The following is an 18,031-nucleotide window of genomic DNA, read 5'->3' on the forward strand; positions in this document are numbered from 1 at the left end:
TCCTCCTACTAAAAAATGTTTCACGTAACGTTGCTGTCGTTTTACGTAAGTAAATTCTACCACTCAGAAATTTTAATTGCAACAATTATCGTTTTTTGCCGCCACCGTCCCTGCGGGCTCTCTGGACTAAAGCTTCGGCTCGAATGCGAGCTGTTTCAATTTCTACATCCTTTGGTTTGCGGCCAACCTGCTTTTTGAACTCCTTTATAAACAGCTCTAAGAATTTATCCATCTTCTCGTTGCCTGTTATGCCCCAGTCTTTATAGTTTTCTTCAATATAATCAACTATATCAGCAGTTATGTCCATGATGATTTTAAAGCGGCGGTTTTTTGCATATATGTTTACGCCATAGCCGAGTATGAGTGCGATTAAAGGCTCCATTACCGCTTCATTTGTTATCACATTTATTATCATTTTAAGCCATCCCAAATCCATAAAAATCCCCCTCTCTTGTTTATATTATGCGCGAGGGGGGGATTAGTGCACTTATTATTTTTTTCGACTGCCGGGTTTTATTATAGGTAAGTTTTTTTTTGCACAGCGGACATTCTTCAGGAGCATAGGACTCTACCTGCAGCTTTAAGAGATAATGCGCAGGCACACCAAAGTCCACCTTGCCGCCGCTTCTGTCAACCAGTGCCGCTACGGCAGCTACTTCGCCGCCCAGCTCTTTTATAAGTGATATGACCTCTTTTACTGAACCGCCGGTAGTAACTACATCCTCAACTACAAGTATCCTTTCACCGGGCTTTACGGTAAAACCGCGGCGAAGCGCCATTTTGCCTTCTTCCCTTTCGGTAAAAATAGCACGGGTATTAAGCTGCCTTCCCATTTCATAGGAAATTATTATGCCGCCCATAGCCGGGCCAATTACCGTTTGAATGCCCAAATCCTTTACGTTTTCAGCCAACTTGGCACATACTTGTTCCGTTGATTTAGGATACTGCAGGAGCTGGGCGCACTGCATGTATTTGTCGCTGTGGCGTCCGGAGGTCAAAAGAAAATGTCCGGTCTTGAGCACCCCCGTTTCATAAAACAGCTTTAAAATATCTTCATCTGTCATAAAAATTTCTCCCTTCAAGGCAATTATCATCTTATATACTATTGAAATAGCTTATTAAGGGCTTCGGCAGGGTCCGGGGCAGCGGTGACCGGGCGACCTACTACTATGTAGTCCGCACCTTCGTCAAGGGCCTGAGCCGGAGTCATAACACGCTTTTGATCTCCCGTCGCAGCCCATGCAGGTCTTACTCCCGGTGTTACTATTAGGAAATCATCTCCTGCTGCCTCCCGTATGACGGATATTTCTTTAGGGGAGGCTACTACCCCGTCGAGGCCTGATTCCTTTGCCATAAGTGCCAGCGTTTTTACCTGTTCTGTCGGTGATTTATTTATATTTACAGCTGCCAAATCGCTCTCATCAAGACTTGTAAGGACAGTAATGGCAAGTAAAATCGGCTTTGGGGAAACATCTGCATTGTCCACTGCCTCACGAGCCTTTCTCATCATCTGGCACCCGCCGGATGCATGCACATCAAGCATAAACGCACCGGTGCTCAAACATGCTTTTGCAGCACCGGCTACGGTATTCGGGATATCGTGCAGTTTCAAATCCAGGAAAACTTTACACCCTTCATTATTAATCTTTTTAACAATTTTAGGTCCCTGTGAACAGAAAAGTTCCAGTCCTACCTTAAAAACAGATACCTTGTCTTTTAAAAGTCTAACAATTTCCAAGGCTTTTTGTTCATCGGGGGTGTCCAGTGCTATGATGACCTTACTGTAATCATATGACATACGCTGTCTCCTTTCGAAATTTTAAATATTATATGGCTTATCCTCTTGCAGCACCTATCAAGTCTTGAAGGTTTCGGCCTTTCATGTCAAGATATGCCTTTATGCCTTCTATGATTTCAAGGGGAGCCGTAGGGTTTACAAAGTTGGCGGTGCCTATGGCTACGGCTGAAGCTCCTGCCAGTATAAATTCTACCGCGTCCTGCCATGTGGTTATGCCGCCCATGCCTATGACAGGCACATCCACCGCTTCACAAACTTCCCAGACCATGCGCAGTGCAACCGGTTTTACTGCTGGCCCTGAAAGGCCTGCAAATTTGCGGCTAAATATGGGCTGCTGTGTATCGATATCAATTGCCATGCCCAGGAGGGTATTTATGAGGGAAACAGCATCGGCTCCGGCAGACACTGCGGCTTCGGCAATTTTCTGGATATGTGTGACATTTGGCGAAAGTTTGGCTATGATGGGAAGTCTTGTAGCTTCACGGACTGCTTTTATGACTTCAAAGGCACTTTCCGGTTCTTGCCCAAAGGCAAGACCCCCTTTTTCCACATTGGGACAGGATATATTTACCTCCAGTGCTGCCAGGCCTTCAAGTGACGACAGCTTTTTTGCTATTTTATGGTAGTCTTCCACCGTATCACCGTCGATGTTGGCTATTACGGGTATGGCAAGTTCTGAAAGATGCGGCCACTCCTCCTCAATAAATCCTTGGACACCGGGATTTTCAAGACCCACGGAGTTCAGCATGCCTGCAGGTGTTTCATGAACCCTAGGGGGAGGATTGCCGTTTTTTGGCATAAATGTAAGGCCCTTCGTCACTAAGGCCCCCAGTTTATTTATATCGTAAAAATCGCTATATTCTCTGCCGAAACCAAAAGTCCCCGAAGCTACCATGACGGGGTTTTTCATGTTTATGCCTGCTATATTGACGCTAAAGTCCACATCATGTATCATTTCCATTCTCCTTTAACACAGCTCTACTTCTCCGGCTTCAAATACCGGCCCGTTTTTGCAAACTTTTTTATATACTTTTCCGGAAGATTTTACCGAACATCCTAAACATGCCCCTACGCCACAAGCCATATGCTCTTCCAAGGAAAGATATGCTCTGATGTTTTTACTTGCCGCAATCTCCTTTACCTTTATGAGCATGGGCTTAGGCCCACAGGAGTAGATTATGGGATTGGTTTTACCCATGTGTTCCTGAAGGAGTCTTTTCAATATATCCGTTGGAAATCCTTTGTATCCATAGCTTCCGTCATCTGTTGCAATTATTGTTTCTACTCCCGGGAATTTAAGGTATTCTTCACCGAATACTTCGCTTTTTGTAGTAAAGCCCAATACTGTGGTAATGCTGTTTTTATTCTTCGACTCTGAAGCGATTTTTTTAGCAAGATATATGATTGGTGCCGTTCCAATCCCGCCGGCAACTATAATGCAGGGTGCATCTTTTTCCGGCAGGGGGAATCCGTTTCCCAGAGGTCCGATTACATCCAGCTTGTGACCGGTAAGAGTTTGGGAGAGGAGTCGGGTCCCCTCTCCCACCACCCTGTATATTATTTCGACACAGCCTGTTTTCTCATCTATGTCAGCAATACTTATGGGCCTTCGCAAAAGAGGCGAAAGGGTTTTCCCGCAGCGGATGTGCAGGAATTGTCCGGGCACAGCCTTCTTGGCTATATCTAAAGCTTTTATCTTCATATGATAGATATTTGGAGCTATTTCCTTATTTTGTACAATATCTACCAAGGCGGCAACAGTATTATTCAAAAAAATGCCCCTTTCTATGTTTAAATACTTTTTAATATGTTTTTTAATATGTTCGCAGTGTAAAAATTACTCCGGTAAAGATGACTGCATCTTCGAATAGTTTCTACACTGAAACCAAATATTAATTCCATCGCAAAAAGTTAATTTTGACCTGAGAATGTCTGAGCTTAGGCACCTGCCGCCAGCGGTCGGCAGGAAACGGAGGTAGCTTCGATTACCTTATAGAGGGCGCGCGCCGTGTCCAGTGAGGTGATGCAGGGGATGCCGTCTTCGGCTGCCACCCTACGTATTTTGAAGCCATCTCTCTGGGGTGCTTTGCCCCGTGTAAGGGTGTTTATTATCATATCTATTTTGTTTTCCTTTATAAGGTCGATGATATTGGGAGAACCTTCTTCAACCTTGTTTACTACTTCAACCGAAACTCCCTGTGCTTTTAAGGCTTCGGCAGTGCCATTCGTAGCATATATCTTAAAGCCTAGTTCCCAGAACTTTTTCAGAAGTTTTACGGCCTCTTTCTTATCTCTGTCAGCAATAGTAGCAAGGATTGCTCCGTCTGTGGGAACGATGATTCCTGAAGCGGTAAATGCCTTGTATAATGCCTTTTCAAAGGTTTTTTCCATGCCTAGGACTTCGCCGGTTGATTTCATTTCGGGGCCTAGGGAAGGTTCTACCATTCGCAGCTTCGAGAAGGAAAATACCGGTGCTTTTACGGCCACAAAATCAGGCCTGGGCGGAAGCAATCCGCCTTTATATCCCAGATTGGCAAGGTTTTCCCCCAATGCTATCTTGGTAGCGATGTTCACCATGGGAATTTGGGTAATTTTGCTCATATACGGAACTGTCCGGCTTGAGCGGGGGTTTACCTCTATTATATATACCTTGTCATTTTCAACTACGAATTGAATATTTATTAAGCCTTTTACCGAAAGCCTAAGGGCAATCCGGGTAGTATAGTCTACAATTTTTTCTACGGCAGTGGGGCTTAACGTCTGATGTGGATATACGGCAATACTGTCGCCTGAGTGGATGCCTGCCCGCTCGATATGTTCCATTATTCCGGGTATCAGTACTTCCTTGCCGTCGCAAACCGCATCGACTTCTACCTCGGTACCTCCGATATATCGGTCTATGAGCACCGGCTTTTCGCTGGAGGCTTCTACGGCATTTTCCATATAATTTTTAAGTTCTTTCATATTATATACTATTTCCATGGCTCTGCCGCCAAGGACGTAAGATGGCCTTACCAGCATGGGGAAACCTATTTCTCCGGCTTTAGCCAGAGCTTCTTCAACACTCCTTGCGGCAGTGGCCTTCGGCCTGGGAATGCCTAATTCACTCAGTAAATCGTCAAATTTCTCCCGGTCTTCGGCCAAATCTATGGACTTTACATCGGTTCCTAAAATCCTTACACCATAGCTTTCCAGTGTGGCCGCCAGGTTAATGGCAGTCTGGCCGCCAAATTGCACGATAACTCCAAGGGGCTTTTCACGATCAATTATCGACAGTACGTCTTCAATGTAAAGCGGTTCAAAATACAGGCAGTCTGCTGTGTTAAAATCCGTGCTGACTGTTTCGGGATTGTTATTTATGATTACGGTCCTGTAGCCTGCCTCTTTTGCAGCCCAAACCGCATGCACCGAGCAGTAGTCGAACTCTATCCCTTGACCGATTCGGATGGGTCCGGAACCCAGGATGATTACCGAAGGCTCTACATCGGTATATGCTTTGTCATTGTCTTCAAATGATGAATAGAAATACGGTAAAGCCGCACTGGTTTTCGAAGGATGGGTGTTTACCGCTTTATAGGCAGGCAGGATATTATTCGCTTTCCGCTGAGCCTTTATCTGGCTTTCATCTTTACCTGTTAAATCTGCAATAAGTTTATCCGGAAACTGCATGGCTTTTGCCTTGCTTAAAAGCTGCGGCGAAAGCTCCTCTTCTTTTAACTTGTTTTCCATTTGAACTATATTTTTAATCTTTTCAAGGAAAAACTTATCTATTTTACTTAAATCTTGTATGGCATTTATGCTCATTCCTCGGCGAAAGCCTTCCGCCACTGCAAACAATCGCTCATCGGTAGCTTTTGCAATTTTCCTCTCTATTGTTTCTATATCTGCCTGTTTGAGGCTTTTCAGCGACAGGCCGATAAGACCCTGCTCCAAAGACCTGGCTGCTTTCATCAGAGCGCCTTCTAGATTTGTGTCTATTGACATGACTTCTCCGGTAGCCTTCATCTGAGTGCCGAGGAAGCGGTCAGCATCGTTAAATTTATCAAATGGCCAGCGGGGCATCTTTACAACTACATAGTCTAGGGCGGGTTCGTAGCAGGCACTGCCGCCACCGTTGACAGGATTTTTTATTTCATCCAGACAAAGTCCTGCTGCAATCTTGGCAGTTATCTTTGCTATGGGATATCCTGATGCCTTGGAGGCCAACGCACTGGAACGGCTAACCCGAGGATTTACTTCTATTACATAGTAGTTTCCGGTTGTAGAATCCAAAGCATACTGGACATTGCACCCTCCTTCGATGCCCAATGCTCGGATTATTTTAAAAGAGGCAGCCTTGAGTTTGTTATACTCTGCATCAGTAAGGGTTTGCGAGGGCGCAACCACCACGCTGTCTCCGGTATGAATTCCTACGGGGTCGATGTTTTCCATATCGCAAATACATATGCACTGGTCTTTTCCATCCCGGATAACCTCAAACTCAATCTCTTTCATGCCCAGCAGACTTTTTTCCAAAAGAACCTGATGAATGCGGCTGAGGCGAAGTCCATTATAGGTTATTTCCATCAGTTCTTCCTCAGTGTTAGCTACACCTCCTCCGGTTCCTCCTAATGTATAGGCAGGCCGCACTATTAGTGGCAAACCCGCTTCTTTGGCAAAATTTCTGGCTTCTTCAAGGCTGTGTACTATACGGCTGTCCGGTACCGGCTCGCCGATGTCTTCCATAAGCTTTTTAAACAGCTCCCGATCTTCAGCTTTTTTAATAGAGGTGAGGGGGGTTCCTAGCAGCTTTACACCCTCCCGATCGAGAATCCCCTTTTCCGCAAGTTCCACTGCCAAATTAAGTCCAACTTGACCGCCCAATGTCGCAAGAAGCCCATCCGGCTTTTCACGGCGTATTACTTTAGCGGCAAATTCCGGTGTCAGCGGTTCTATATAAACCTTGTCGGCTATATGGGAATCCGTCATGATAGTAGCAGGATTGCTGTTAATCAGTACAACCTCCAAGCCTTCCTCCCTAAGGGATAAACAGGCCTGAGTCCCTGCATAATCAAATTCCGCAGCTTGACCAATTATGATGGGGCCTGAACCGATAACCATTACTTTTTTTATGCTTTTATTTCTAGGCATGAGAAAATCTCCTTTCAAAAAAGCCGAACTTCATTCGTGGTATATTTATTCATTATATTGTATTTTAACACTGAATTATTCGGAAGGTCAAGCCTTTTTATGAATAATTATGCATAATGTCATCAGAATAAACTATTCTCCCATCGACCATTGTTAAAACTGCCTTGCCTGTTAGCCTCCAACCGTCAAAAGGAGTGTTTCTGCCTTTGGAGAAAAATTTATTTTTATCAACGGTCCATACCCGATTCGGATCTATAACTGTTATATCTGCAGGTGCTCCAATCTTTAATGTTCCCATATCAAGGCCTAAAACTTTCGCCGGACCCGAGGTCATTTTCTCTATGGCAGCATTTAAACTCAAAACACCTTCTTTAACTATATGTGTCAATATCACGCCGAGAGCCGTTTCAAGTCCCACCATGCCAAAGGCCGCCTTGTCAAACTCCATGTCTTTTTCGTCCATGTGGTGTGGAGCATGGTCGGTAGCTATGGCATCAATAGTGCCGTCCTTTAAGCCTTCAAGTAAGGCATCTATATCGCTTTGAGTTCGCAGCGGGGGATTGACTTTTGCGTTTGTATCGTAGCCCATCACAGCTTTTTCGGTAAGTGTAAGATGATGTGGTGTCACTTCACAACTTACTTTTACTCCTTCACTTTTGGCCTGTCGTATCAGTCTTAATGAGCCTTCGGTGCTTACATGTGCTATGTGAACACGAGTCCCCATTTCCCTTGCAATCAGTATATTACGGGCTACCATGATTTCTTCGGCAGCAGCAGGAATTCCCGCAAGGCCCAGTAATGTTGAAATATAGCCTTCATTTATTTGACCGCCTTCAAACAGGAAAGGGTCTTCACAGTGGTCAATAATCACCTTATCAAACATAGAAGCATAAACCATTGCTTTTCGCATAAGGGCACTGTCAGCTATAGGCTTTCCGTCATCAGAAAATGCTACGGCACCGGCCTGAGCCATATCTCCCATTTCGGCAATTTCCTTACCTTCTTGACCCTTTGATACACATCCGATGGGAAGAAGTTTTATCTTGCCTGCTTTCGATGCCTTGGATTTTACATATTGCACCAAGGCCGCATTGTCAATGGGAGGCTTGGTGTTTGGCATACATGCAGCTGCCGTAAAGCCTCCCACCGCTGCACTCATACTGCCCGATTCGATATCTTCCTTGTATTCATAGCCGGGGTCCCTGAAATGTACATGTATGTCGATGAGGCCGGGGGTGACTATCATCCCTGAAAGGTCAATTACTTTTGCATCACTTATTTCAATCTCGTCTTTGACAGCCGCAATGCGTCCGTCAACTATGAGCACATCACTTGTAGTATCTGTGTTTTGGCTGGGATCTATAACTCTTGCTCCTTTTAAAAGTTTTTTCATTATCGGCTTCCTCCTATCAGGTGGTATAAAACAGCCATGCGAACGGCAACTCCGCTTTTCACCTGCTCGTTTATGACCGACTGGCTGCCGTCAATTATCTCTGATGTAAGCTCGATTCCTCGATTTACAGGGCCCGGATGCAGTAAAAGGGCATCTTTCTTGGCCAGGTCCAGCTTTTCTTTATTCAGGCCGAAGAATTTGCAGTATTCTCTCACCGTCGGAAACAGGCCTTTTTTCTGCCGTTCCAATTGTATTCGCAGTGCTATTACAACATCGGCATTTTCTACAGCTTCCTCTACGGTTGCTGCAAGTTTTGCTCCGGTCTTTTCTATGTCAACAGGCATCAATGTTGAAGGGCCTGCCACATATACATCTGAACCCATTTTTGTAAATCCGAAAATATTGGAGCGTGCTACTCGGCTGTGGAGAATATCTCCAAAAATAGCTACTTTAAGCCCTGATAATGTGCCTTTTCTTTCCCTTACGGTCAGCATATCAAGCAGCGCCTGTGTAGGATGTTCGTGGGTGCCGTCACCGGCATTTATTACCGAAGCTTTAACATGGTTGCACAGATAATTTGCCGCTCCCGATGAGCTGTGTCTAATAACTACTGCGTCGATGCCCATCATTTCCAAGGTTTTAGCGGTGTCTTTTAGGGTTTCACCCTTTTGCACACTGCTTGCGGATGATGTAAAATTAATGGTATCAGCGCTTAGATACTTGCCTGCCAATTCAAAGGATGTGCGGGTTCGAGTGCTCGGCTCATAAAAAAGGTTTACTATTGATTTTCCGCGGAGTGTGGGAACTTTTTTTACATCCCTGTCCAGAATTTCTTTAAACGAATCCGCTGTATCTAAGATTAGTTCAATATCGGATTTTTTAATATGCTCCAGTCCTAAAAGATGTTTTTCACTGAGCATAAAGTGCCTCCTTCCTGATAATCCCCGTCAGAAATTAAGTTAAACGGTCCATAAATATGACTTATACTATTTTCTGCAGCTTGAGAGCAGATTATTATTACAAAAAACCCTGTCCGCAAGGGGCAGGGTTTTTAATAAGCAATGGAATTTTTAGGCACATTCTTAAGCGGGGATGTACAGCACTTTCAAAAAATACCTTTTCCCACAGAGGCGGAAAAAGGCATTCTTATCCCAACTTATAAAAATGCGTCTAACCTTGCCGGCCTCGCTGGACCAGATTTAAAGGTGTTGCATTTGGCTTCGTTTATTTATTTTTTTAAATATACCACACGATGGTCCTGTTGTCAAATAAAAAATATTTATTGACTTTTCAAAAAAAGTGAAATATAATGCTTTAAATTAGTTTAATAAAATGCAGCAGACCTTCAGTGTGTTAACTTTCCATATTACATAACGCTTTTAAGAACAGGAAACGGAGATGATTAAAATTAAAATAGGATTCTTGGGACCACATGGAACTTTTTCGGAGGAAGCTCTCGATAATTGGATAAATAAAAGCGGATTAGGTCCTGATTCATATGAAAAAATAGCATTTCCTACAATCATCGATGTTATAAATGCCGTCGGAAAGCAAATAGATATGGCTATCGTGCCTATTGAAAACTCTCTTGAAGGTTCCGTCAATATGACCATAGATTGTCTTATTCACGAAGCGGAGGTTATGATTGCCGGAGAGGCAGTTTTACCAATTGTTCAGCATCTGTTTGCCAAGAAAAGCATACCCTTTGAAGAAATAAGGGAGGTGTATTCACATCCTCAGGCTCTTTTCCAGTGCCGCAAATTTTTAATGAAGAACTTGCCCCATGCTGTATTAAAAGAAGTATCGAGCACCGCCGAAGGTGCAAATATAGTTGCTAAAAGCCCCTCCTATGGCATTGCGGCAATAGGCAATCAATTCCTTTCTAAATTATACAATCTAACAGTGGTAGCTGAAAGCATACAGGACAGTCAAAATAATATGACGCGCTTTTATTTACTTTCAACAGAAGATAAACCGTCTACGGGTCACGACAAGACCACTCTTGTTTTTTCAACGGCAAATCGCCCCGGAAGCCTTTTTAAGTGTTTAAAGGTATTTGCACAACAGCAGCTTAATTTAACCAAGATAGAATCTCGGCCCTCAAAGAGAATCCTGGGTGAATACATTTTTTTTATAGAAGTGGAAGGTCATAGGCTGGATGAACCATTAAAGACTGCTCTAGTCGAGCTTAAGCAGTTGACAGGTTTTTGTAAGGTCCTAGGCTCCTACCCCGTTTAATGCCGTTTATTAGACAAAAAATATTTTGCTTGACTTTGGTCAACTGATTATATATAATAGTTAAAATACTTTTTATTTGTTATTTGGAGGCTTAAACGAGCATGAAAAATCTTACTGGAAGAACTTTTGCAGAATTTTATTACTTTTTTAGCCAGTACTATTTTTATTTTAGCACTGGTTATTGGTTCTGCAAAAAAATAGTTTCTTCTTCAAGTGAGGTTTCAAGCAAGTTTAAGCGTAGGTTGCTGCCGGTGTAGCATTTATACGGCCTAAGCATATCATTTTCATATTTTCAGCGTATAAAAAGAATCTCACTAAGTGAGATTCTTTTTTTTTAATAAAATTTGGTTTCGATGCAGAAATCCTTCCAAGATGAAGGTGGTCTCATCTTCACAGGAATAGTTTTCTATATCGGAATCAAAGAATCAAATTTGTTTCAGGAGGGATAAGTATTATGATAGTAGTAATGAAGACCGATGCAGACCCCGACGATGTCCATACTGTTAAAAGCAAAATCTCGGATATGAAACTTGAGGTGTATGAATCCATAGGCTTGAACTACCATCTGATAGGTATTGTGGGAGATACTAGCAAAGTTGATGCCGAGAGTTTTACCGGAATTCAAAGTGTTAAGAAGGTCATTCATGTGCAGGAACCTTATAAAAAGGCCAGTCGGCTTTTTCATCCGGAAGATTCCGTAATTTCTGTAGGCGATAAAACCATCGGTGGGAACAAGCTTGCAATAATCGCAGGCCCTTGCTCGGTTGAAAGCAGGGAACAGATAATCCATGTAGCCGAAAAGGTTAAGGAGGCAGGAGCAGGCTTTTTAAGGGGAGGTGCTTTTAAGCCCAGGACATCGCCCTATAGTTTCCAAGGTCTTAAAGAGGAAGGGCTGGAATTGTTAAAATACGCCCGGGAAAAAACCGGCCTCCCCATTGTTGTTGAATTAATGTCACAGGACAAGTTAGACCTTTATGAACGAGATGTGGATATTATTCAGATAGGCGCAAGAAATATGCAGAACTTTGAGCTGCTGAAGGCCGTAGGCCAGACCAGAAAACCCATTTTATTAAAAAGAGGCCTGTCGGCAACTATTGAGGAGCTTTTGATGGCAGCCGAATATATAATGGCCGGCGGCAATGAAAATATCATATTATGTGAAAGAGGAATTAGGACATTTGAAAATTACACTCGAAATACCCTTGACTTAAGCGCAATCCCTGCCATCAAAAAGTCAAGCCATCTTCCGGTAATAGTAGACCCCAGTCACGCCTCCGGCATATGGTGGATGGTAGAACCTCTTGCAAAGGCTGCAGTTGCCGTAGGGGCAGACGGTATAATGGTAGAGGTTCACAATGACCCTGCTAATGCCTTGTGCGACGGCAGTCAGTCCATCAAACCTGAAAAATTTAAGCATCTGGTAGACAGCATTAGAGAAATAGCCAGAATACAAAATCGCGAAATATAGAGGTGATTAAATGGATTATTCAGACTTTAGTATGACGGTTGTCGGACTTGGACTTATAGGCGGTTCTCTGGCTATGGCCATTAAAGATAGGCTGAAGCCAAAAAACTTATGGGGTATAGATGTCAATACGAATGCGTTGGACTATGCCGAAAGTGCGGGACTTATTAACCGAGGCTTTTTATCTGCAAAAGAACCCCTCCAAAAATCTGATTTTGTCTTTATTTGCATATATCCTCGGGAAACTGCGGAATTCATAAGACAGAACATGGATAATTTCAAGTCCGGCGCCGTCATAACCGATACTACAGGTATCAAGGTGCCCATTATTTCCGAGATAGGCTCGATTTTAAGGGATGATGTGGATTACATAAGCGGACACCCCATGGCCGGCCGAGAGAGTAAGGGGCTGGAATTTGCACGGGAAAATATTTTTGAGGGTGCGGATTATTTAATAACACCTACCGAAAAAAATAAACCTGAAAATATTGCACTAATAGAGGATATCGTAAAGCAATTGGGCTTCGGCCATGTAGTCCGGCTAACTCCGCAGCAGCATGATAATATGATTGCTTTTGTAAGCCATCTCCCCCATGTGATTGCTGCGGCATTGGTCTTAAATCCAATTTTGGAAAAGGAAACTCTGTATTTCGGAGGCAGCTTTCGGGATATAACAAGAGTTGGCCGCATAAACCCTGATTTATGGTCACAACTGCTGCTGGATAATGGGGATTATGTTATAAAGCACTTGAAAATCTTTGAAGACAGCATACAAGATTTTATACAAGTCATCGACAGCCAAGATGAAACCCGGCTCAAAGCTCTTTTAGCAAAGGCATGCGAGCGAAAGGAGGGGCTTGATTTAAGTGTTGACGCTCGATGTAAATCCGGGAAATAAAACTTATACCGTGTATATTGAAAAAGGTTTGATTTGTCGGCTGGGAAGTATGTTAAAAAATACAGTAAAGGCTGAAAAGGTTGCCGTTATTACCGATGAAAACGTCAATGGCCTTTATGGCAAGCAGGTATTAAACTCATTGGAGTCAGAAGGTTTTGACACATATTTAATTGTAGTTGACGCAGGAGAAAGAAGTAAATCTTCATCTACGCTTATGAAGGTATATAAAGAATTGCTCGATAGCAAAATCACCCGATGGGACTGCATTCTTACATTGGGAGGCGGAGTTGTGGGAGATTTGGGAGGATTTGCGGCAGCTACTTTTTTACGAGGAATCCCTTATGTCCAAGTTCCCACAAGCCTTATTGCTCAGGTCGACAGCAGCATAGGCGGTAAGGTGGGCATCGATTTGCCGGAAGGTAAAAACTTAATCGGCAGTTTCTACCATCCTGAAGCCGTATTTATTGATACAAACCTTTTGAATACCCTTGATGAAAGATTTTTCAGCGATGGCATGGGCGAAGTAATAAAATATGGCTGCATAAAAAATCGCAGTCTTTTTGAACAGCTTCTGAATTTTAAAACAAAGGATGAGCTTTTAAGCAATATGGAGCAAATCATACTTACATGTTTGAATATTAAAAAAGAAGTAGTGGAACAGGACGAGCGAGATACCGGCTGCCGAATGATATTAAATTTCGGGCATACCCTGGGTCATGCCATAGAAAAATATTTCGATTATATCACATATACTCATGGGGAAGGAGTGGCGATAGGGATGTACCAGATAACTAAAAAAAGCGAACAAATGGGCATAACCGAACCCGGCACAAGCCAACTCTTGAAAGAGGCCTTTTTAAAATACGGACTTCCTTATGAACTGCCTCAAGCTAATATAAACGAGCTTATAAATGCTATCGGTACAGATAAAAAAAGCAGTGGCAAGTATATCAATATTGTATTGCTAAAATCCATCGGGGAATGTTTTGTAGAGAAGATTAGTCAAAATAAAGTCTTTGAGTTTTTTAGTTTTTAAAATACCAATATAAAAGCAGGTGTTATTAATGAAAAACCTAGAGGTGTCATTGCCTTTTCCCAATGGTGAAGTCTTTATTCCTCCCTCAAAAAGCATAAGCCACCGCATGCTTATATGTGCAGGTCTTGCCGAAGGGGAAAGCATATTGCAAAATATTGCGTTTTCCGATGATATTATTGCCACTAAAAACGGCATAAAGGCATTTGGAGCAAAAATCCGATACCTCGGCAATTATATCAGTGATAAGGCAAATGATGTTGCCGTTAAGGGAATCAAGCTCGCAAATATCAGGGATAACTTGACAATAGACTGCAAGGAATCCGGTTCTACCCTGAGGTTTTTAATACCGATTGCATTAGCTTACGGAAAGCAGGTTACGTTTATCGGACGTGGAAGGCTTTTTGATAGGCCGCTTGATGTGTTTTATGATGTGTTTAGGAAACATGGCATAAATTATTTTATGGAAAATGACAAACCGTCTTTGACTGTTGCAGGTAAACTAAAGCCGGATACATTTAATATAAAAGGTAATGTAAGCTCCCAATTCATTTCCGGCCTGCTATTTGCCCTTCCCTTGCTGGAAGGCGACTCCCTTATCATAACAACAACCCCGGTAGAATCAAAGGCATACATAGACCTTACGATTGATGCTTTGAAAAGGTTTGATGTGAAAGTGGAAAATCAAGATTATGAGCAGTTTTCTATAAAAGGCAGGCAAATTTATAAAGCCGCTGACTGCCGTGTGGAGGGAGATTTTTCCCAGGGGGCTTTTTGGCTTGCCGCAGGGGTTTTAGGCGGTAGTATTACCTGCTTTAATCTAGATATCAATTCACATCAAGGCGATAAATACATCGTTGATATAATCCGCAAAATGGGCGCACAGCCTGTCATAGGAAAGAATTTTATTAAAGTCGAAGCATCAAATACTCATGGGGTAACTGTAGATGCGGCACAATGCCCCGACCTGGTACCCATCGTTGCTGTGCTGGGGGCTTTAAGCCGGGGAACTACGCAAATCTTAAATGCCGGGCGGCTGCGAATAAAGGAATCCGACAGGCTAAAGGCCATATCTTTGGAGCTTAGCCACTTGGGGGCAAAAATCGTGGAACTTGCCGACGGCCTTATCATAGAAGGTAGGGATATGCTTGATGGCGGTATTGTTGACAGTTGGAACGACCACAGGATAGCCATGGCACTTGCCGTAGCCTCTGTCAGATGTCGCAACCCAGTCATCATAAAGCACAGTGATGCGGTAAGTAAATCTTACCCGGGGTTTTGGAAGGATTTTATAAAGTTGGGAGGTGTGGTAGATGAGTTCGATTTTCGGGCGTAATTTTAAGGTCTCTATTTTTGGCGAATCACATGGCAAGGCCGTTGGTGTCGTTTTGGACGGACTGCCTTCCGGCATCAGGCTAAATATGGAGTTTATTGAGCAAGAAATGGCTCGAAGGCGGCCGGGAAAAAGCCCACTTTCAACTTTGCGGTCTGAAAGTGATTCCTTTGAAATACTGAGCGGATATTTTAACGAAGCCACTACCGGCACGCCCCTTTGTGCGGTAATTTTCAACAGTGACTGTGCATCGGATGACTATGCCCCGATGAAAAGTTTACTGCGGCCGGGCCATGTCGATTACACGGGTTTCGTCAAATACGGCGGGTTTAATGACTATCGTGGCGGAGGTCATTTTTCAGGCAGGCTCACGGCTCCGCTGGTTTTTGCAGGAGCAGTGGCAAAACAGGCTTTGCAAATGGACAACATCCTCGTCGGAAGCCATGTAAAAAGCATCTGTCATGCGGAAGACGAAAGCTTTGACAGTGCAAATATCGATGAAAATACTTTAAAAGAATTAAGAAACCTCGCAATCCCGGTTTTAAACCGAGATGCAGGCGAAAAAATGGCACAGTGCATATTGGATGCGAAAAACGACAGGGATTCGGTGGGAGGTGTTATCGAAACCGCTGTCCTCAACCTGCAGCCGGGGCTGGGCTCACCCTTTTTTGACAGTATGGAGAGCTGTCTTGCACATATTTTATTTTCCATACCGGCAGTAAAAGGCGTTGAATTCGGTGAAGGTTTTAATATTACAAAAATGAGAGGGTCTAAAGCAAATGACGCATTTATAATAGATGAAAATAAAATTAAAACAGCAACAAATTATAACGGCGGCATACTCGGCGGGATTACGAACGGGATGCCGGTGGTGTTTAGGGTTGCGATAAAACCTACTCCTTCCATAGGCATCCAACAGCAAACGGTCGATTTTTTAAAAAATCAAGAAGCAACAATATCAGTCAAAGGCAGGCATGACCCCTGTATTGTGCCGAGAGCGGTACCGGTGATAGAAGCGGCGGCAGCTATTGTTATCTTAGATTTGATTTTGGAAAGGTATGGTGAGGCATGGACGAATTGGAAGAACTGAGAGCCCGGATAGATGAAATAGACGCTAAGCTTGTAGAGCTGTTTGAAAAGCGGATGGAAATATCGCATAAGATTGCTTTATATAAGATAGCAAATGATATGCCTATAACAAATGACGAAAGAGAAAAGGAAGTCTTAAACAAAAATATAGCAAGATTAAAGGACAGGGGTTTTGAACCTAAGCTTGTGGAATTTTTTTCAATGCTTTTTAAGTTGAGTAAAGAAGTTCAGAATGAAGAATTTAAAAAACAGACTAAATATCAATGAGGTGATGGTGTGAGCAGTATATATGGCCTCATAGGTGAAAGTTTAAGTCATAGCCTTTCACCGGAAATCCATGAAAGTTTTTTCCTTAAAACCGGTGTTTTAGGAAAGTACGGGCTTTTTGAGGTAAAAAGAAAATACTTGCATGATGCCGTCCTAGGGCTCAAGGCTCTCGGCATAAAGGGCGCAAATGTCACTATTCCTTATAAGACGGAGATTATCAGGTTTCTTGATAATATGTCTGATGAAGCTGAAAAAATAGGAGCTGTCAATACATTAATTGTAAAAGAAGATAAAATCGCGGGGGATAATACGGATTACTACGGTTTTGGCATGACACTTGACAGGCATCATATTGAGCCAAAAGGCAAAACTGCGGTAGTCCTGGGGACAGGAGGCGCATCCAGAGCAATTGTGCAATACCTTTTGGACAATGACATAGGAGATATTACCCTAGTAAGTACTCATGTTCAAAAGGCCAAGGAGCAATTTCCGGGTTTAAGCATTATATCATATGAAGATTTGCACTGCATAAATGAAAGGGATATTTTGATAAACTGCACTCCGGTCGGCATGTTTCCAAATATGAAAGACAGTCCTGTTTGTGCTGCCCATGTTGCAAAATTCAAAGCTGTGATTGATCTCATATACAATCCAAAACAGACCATTCTTTTAAAGTCAGCCCAGGAGCTTAATATACCGGCAATAAACGGACTTTATATGTTGGTGGCTCAGGCGGCAAAAGCTCAAGAGCTGTGGAATGAAATTGCTGTTGATAAAAAAATTATTGAACTGGTTTATCTGCAAATAGATGGGAAGATCAGATAATGAAAGATAACTACGACAATATCGTGTTAATAGGTATGCCGGGCTCGGGAAAAACAAGTATCGGCAGGATTTTAGCAAAAAAGATTAATATGTGCTTTTATGATTTGGATGAATATATTGAACGCAAATCCGGGAAAAGAATAACGGAAATTTTCGCCATATACGGGGAAAGGCATTTCCGAACACTTGAAAGCTGTGCGGTGAAGGAAATAAGCAGCAAAACAAATGCTGTCATTTCCACCGGCGGAGGAGTAGTGCTTGACAGTAAAAATATGCATGTTTTAAATAAGAGAGGCATTATATTCTTTATAAATCGCCCTGTGGAAGATATAGCCAATGATATAGAAATTTCCTGCAGGCCGCTGCTTGCAAATGACAGGGATAACATATACCGGCTTTATAAGGATAGGTATGAGCTTTACAAAAAATGCTCCGACTTTGAGATTTTAAATGATAGAGGAATTTTAGAAGCGGTAAAGCAAATAATAGAGATTTTAAATAGGAATTATGCTTAAATCTAGCGGTGCACCACAAAGGGTAGTAAAGATATATATATATGAAG

Annotated in this window: 16 protein-coding genes and 1 pseudogene; 9 read left to right on the plus strand and 8 right to left on the minus strand. The window is 42.8% G+C overall.

Annotated elements, in window-relative coordinates:
* Window positions 1-85 precede the first annotated feature (85 nt).
* The 8 genes and pseudogenes from TEPIRE1_RS12295 to TEPIRE1_RS12330 form a co-directional block, all read right to left on the minus strand.
* On the minus strand, window positions 86-436 hold the full coding sequence (locus TEPIRE1_RS12295; protein ID WP_013779480.1) for a hypothetical protein: 351 nt from the start codon (window positions 434-436) through the stop codon (window positions 86-88).
* 54 nt (window positions 437-490) lie between these two features.
* Window positions 491-1,064 (minus strand): annotated as a pseudogene (gene pyrE, locus TEPIRE1_RS12300) (orotate phosphoribosyltransferase).
* Window positions 1,065-1,102: 38 nt separating this feature from the next.
* The gene (gene pyrF / locus TEPIRE1_RS12305; protein ID WP_013779482.1) at window positions 1,103-1,798 is read right to left on the minus strand and encodes an orotidine-5'-phosphate decarboxylase; all 696 of its coding nucleotides are present in this window, start codon (window positions 1,796-1,798) and stop codon (window positions 1,103-1,105) included.
* 37 nt (window positions 1,799-1,835) lie between these two features.
* Window positions 1,836-2,753, minus strand: a complete 918-nt coding sequence (locus TEPIRE1_RS12310; RefSeq protein WP_013779483.1) for a dihydroorotate dehydrogenase — start codon at window positions 2,751-2,753, stop codon at window positions 1,836-1,838.
* 12 nt (window positions 2,754-2,765) lie between these two features.
* On the minus strand, window positions 2,766-3,569 hold the full coding sequence (locus tag TEPIRE1_RS12315) for a dihydroorotate dehydrogenase electron transfer subunit (RefSeq protein WP_013779484.1): 804 nt from the start codon (window positions 3,567-3,569) through the stop codon (window positions 2,766-2,768).
* Window positions 3,570-3,736: 167 nt separating this feature from the next.
* The gene (gene carB / locus TEPIRE1_RS12320; protein ID WP_013779485.1) at window positions 3,737-6,928 is read right to left on the minus strand and encodes a carbamoyl-phosphate synthase large subunit; all 3,192 of its coding nucleotides are present in this window, start codon (window positions 6,926-6,928) and stop codon (window positions 3,737-3,739) included.
* Between the two features lie 97 nt (window positions 6,929-7,025).
* Window positions 7,026-8,321 carry a dihydroorotase gene (locus TEPIRE1_RS12325; protein ID WP_013779486.1) on the minus strand — a complete coding sequence of 432 codons (1,296 nt, stop codon included), beginning with the start codon at window positions 8,319-8,321 and terminating at the stop codon, window positions 7,026-7,028.
* Window positions 8,321-9,241, minus strand: coding sequence for an aspartate carbamoyltransferase catalytic subunit (locus tag TEPIRE1_RS12330; protein ID WP_013779487.1), 921 nt, complete (start codon window positions 9,239-9,241; stop codon window positions 8,321-8,323). Before TEPIRE1_RS12330 ends, TEPIRE1_RS12325 begins: the two co-directional genes overlap by 1 nt.
* A 478-nt stretch (window positions 9,242-9,719) precedes the next feature.
* Between TEPIRE1_RS12330 and pheA the strand changes: the two genes are divergently transcribed.
* The 9 genes from pheA to TEPIRE1_RS12380 all read left to right on the plus strand — a co-directional run bounded on the left by pheA (window position 9,720) and on the right by TEPIRE1_RS12380 (window position 17,984).
* On the plus strand, window positions 9,720-10,559 hold the full coding sequence (pheA, locus tag TEPIRE1_RS12340) for a prephenate dehydratase (protein ID WP_013779488.1): 840 nt from the start codon (window positions 9,720-9,722) through the stop codon (window positions 10,557-10,559).
* A gap of 454 nt (window positions 10,560-11,013) precedes the next feature.
* Entirely contained in the window at window positions 11,014-12,027 is a 1,014-nt protein-coding gene (aroF, locus tag TEPIRE1_RS12345; RefSeq protein ID WP_013779489.1) for a 3-deoxy-7-phosphoheptulonate synthase, read from the plus strand.
* 10 nt (window positions 12,028-12,037) lie between these two features.
* Window positions 12,038-12,922, plus strand: coding sequence for a prephenate dehydrogenase (locus tag TEPIRE1_RS12350; RefSeq protein WP_013779490.1), 885 nt, complete (start codon window positions 12,038-12,040; stop codon window positions 12,920-12,922).
* Window positions 12,891-13,958: a 3-dehydroquinate synthase gene (gene aroB / locus TEPIRE1_RS12355; RefSeq protein ID WP_013779491.1), complete on the plus strand. Its 1,068-nt coding sequence runs from the start codon at window positions 12,891-12,893 to the stop codon at window positions 13,956-13,958. The genes TEPIRE1_RS12350 and aroB overlap by 32 nt, the downstream gene beginning before the upstream one ends.
* Window positions 13,959-13,986: 28 nt before the next feature.
* Complete coding sequence (gene aroA, locus TEPIRE1_RS12360) at window positions 13,987-15,291, plus strand: 3-phosphoshikimate 1-carboxyvinyltransferase (protein ID WP_013779492.1); 1,305 nt, start codon at window positions 13,987-13,989, stop codon at window positions 15,289-15,291.
* Window positions 15,269-16,378, plus strand: a complete 1,110-nt coding sequence (gene aroC, locus TEPIRE1_RS12365; RefSeq protein WP_013779493.1) for a chorismate synthase — start codon at window positions 15,269-15,271, stop codon at window positions 16,376-16,378. Before aroA ends, aroC begins: the two co-directional genes overlap by 23 nt.
* Entirely contained in the window at window positions 16,357-16,644 is a 288-nt protein-coding gene (locus TEPIRE1_RS12370; RefSeq protein ID WP_023211643.1) for a chorismate mutase, read from the plus strand. Before aroC ends, TEPIRE1_RS12370 begins: the two co-directional genes overlap by 22 nt.
* 9 nt (window positions 16,645-16,653) lie before the next feature.
* Window positions 16,654-17,469, plus strand: a complete 816-nt coding sequence (aroE, locus tag TEPIRE1_RS12375; protein ID WP_013779495.1) for a shikimate dehydrogenase — start codon at window positions 16,654-16,656, stop codon at window positions 17,467-17,469.
* A complete protein-coding gene (locus TEPIRE1_RS12380) occupies window positions 17,469-17,984 on the plus strand; it encodes a shikimate kinase (protein WP_013779496.1) in 516 nt (171 codons plus the stop codon). Before aroE ends, TEPIRE1_RS12380 begins: the two co-directional genes overlap by 1 nt.
* The last annotated feature ends 47 nt before the right edge of the window (window positions 17,985-18,031 follow it).

Origin of the sequence: Tepidanaerobacter acetatoxydans Re1, assembly GCF_000328765.2 — a bacterium.
Classification (GTDB): domain Bacteria; phylum Bacillota; class Thermosediminibacteria; order Thermosediminibacterales; family Tepidanaerobacteraceae; genus Tepidanaerobacter; species Tepidanaerobacter acetatoxydans.

What these genes read in the sequence shown, in the direction of transcription:
- aroF (WP_013779489.1), top strand. Translation starts at nt 11,014, where the DNA reads ATGATAGTAGTAATGAAGACCGATGCAGACCCCGACGATGTCCATACT.
- TEPIRE1_RS12310 (WP_013779483.1), bottom strand. Translation starts at nt 2,753, where the DNA reads ATGATACATGATGTGGACTTTAGCGTCAATATAGCAGGCATAAACATG.
- aroC (WP_013779493.1), top strand. Translation starts at nt 15,269, where the DNA reads ATGAGTTCGATTTTCGGGCGTAATTTTAAGGTCTCTATTTTTGGCGAA.
- carB (WP_013779485.1), bottom strand. Translation starts at nt 6,928, where the DNA reads ATGCCTAGAAATAAAAGCATAAAAAAAGTAATGGTTATCGGTTCAGGC.
- TEPIRE1_RS12370 (WP_023211643.1), top strand. Translation starts at nt 16,357, where the DNA reads ATGGACGAATTGGAAGAACTGAGAGCCCGGATAGATGAAATAGACGCT.
- pheA (WP_013779488.1), top strand. Translation starts at nt 9,720, where the DNA reads ATGATTAAAATTAAAATAGGATTCTTGGGACCACATGGAACTTTTTCG.
- TEPIRE1_RS12330 (WP_013779487.1), bottom strand. Translation starts at nt 9,241, where the DNA reads ATGCTCAGTGAAAAACATCTTTTAGGACTGGAGCATATTAAAAAATCC.
- aroA (WP_013779492.1), top strand. Translation starts at nt 13,987, where the DNA reads ATGAAAAACCTAGAGGTGTCATTGCCTTTTCCCAATGGTGAAGTCTTT.
- TEPIRE1_RS12325 (WP_013779486.1), bottom strand. Translation starts at nt 8,321, where the DNA reads ATGAAAAAACTTTTAAAAGGAGCAAGAGTTATAGATCCCAGCCAAAAC.
- pyrF (WP_013779482.1), bottom strand. Translation starts at nt 1,798, where the DNA reads ATGTCATATGATTACAGTAAGGTCATCATAGCACTGGACACCCCCGAT.
- TEPIRE1_RS12380 (WP_013779496.1), top strand. Translation starts at nt 17,469, where the DNA reads ATGAAAGATAACTACGACAATATCGTGTTAATAGGTATGCCGGGCTCG.
- TEPIRE1_RS12295 (WP_013779480.1), bottom strand. Translation starts at nt 436, where the DNA reads ATGGATTTGGGATGGCTTAAAATGATAATAAATGTGATAACAAATGAA.
- TEPIRE1_RS12350 (WP_013779490.1), top strand. Translation starts at nt 12,038, where the DNA reads ATGGATTATTCAGACTTTAGTATGACGGTTGTCGGACTTGGACTTATA.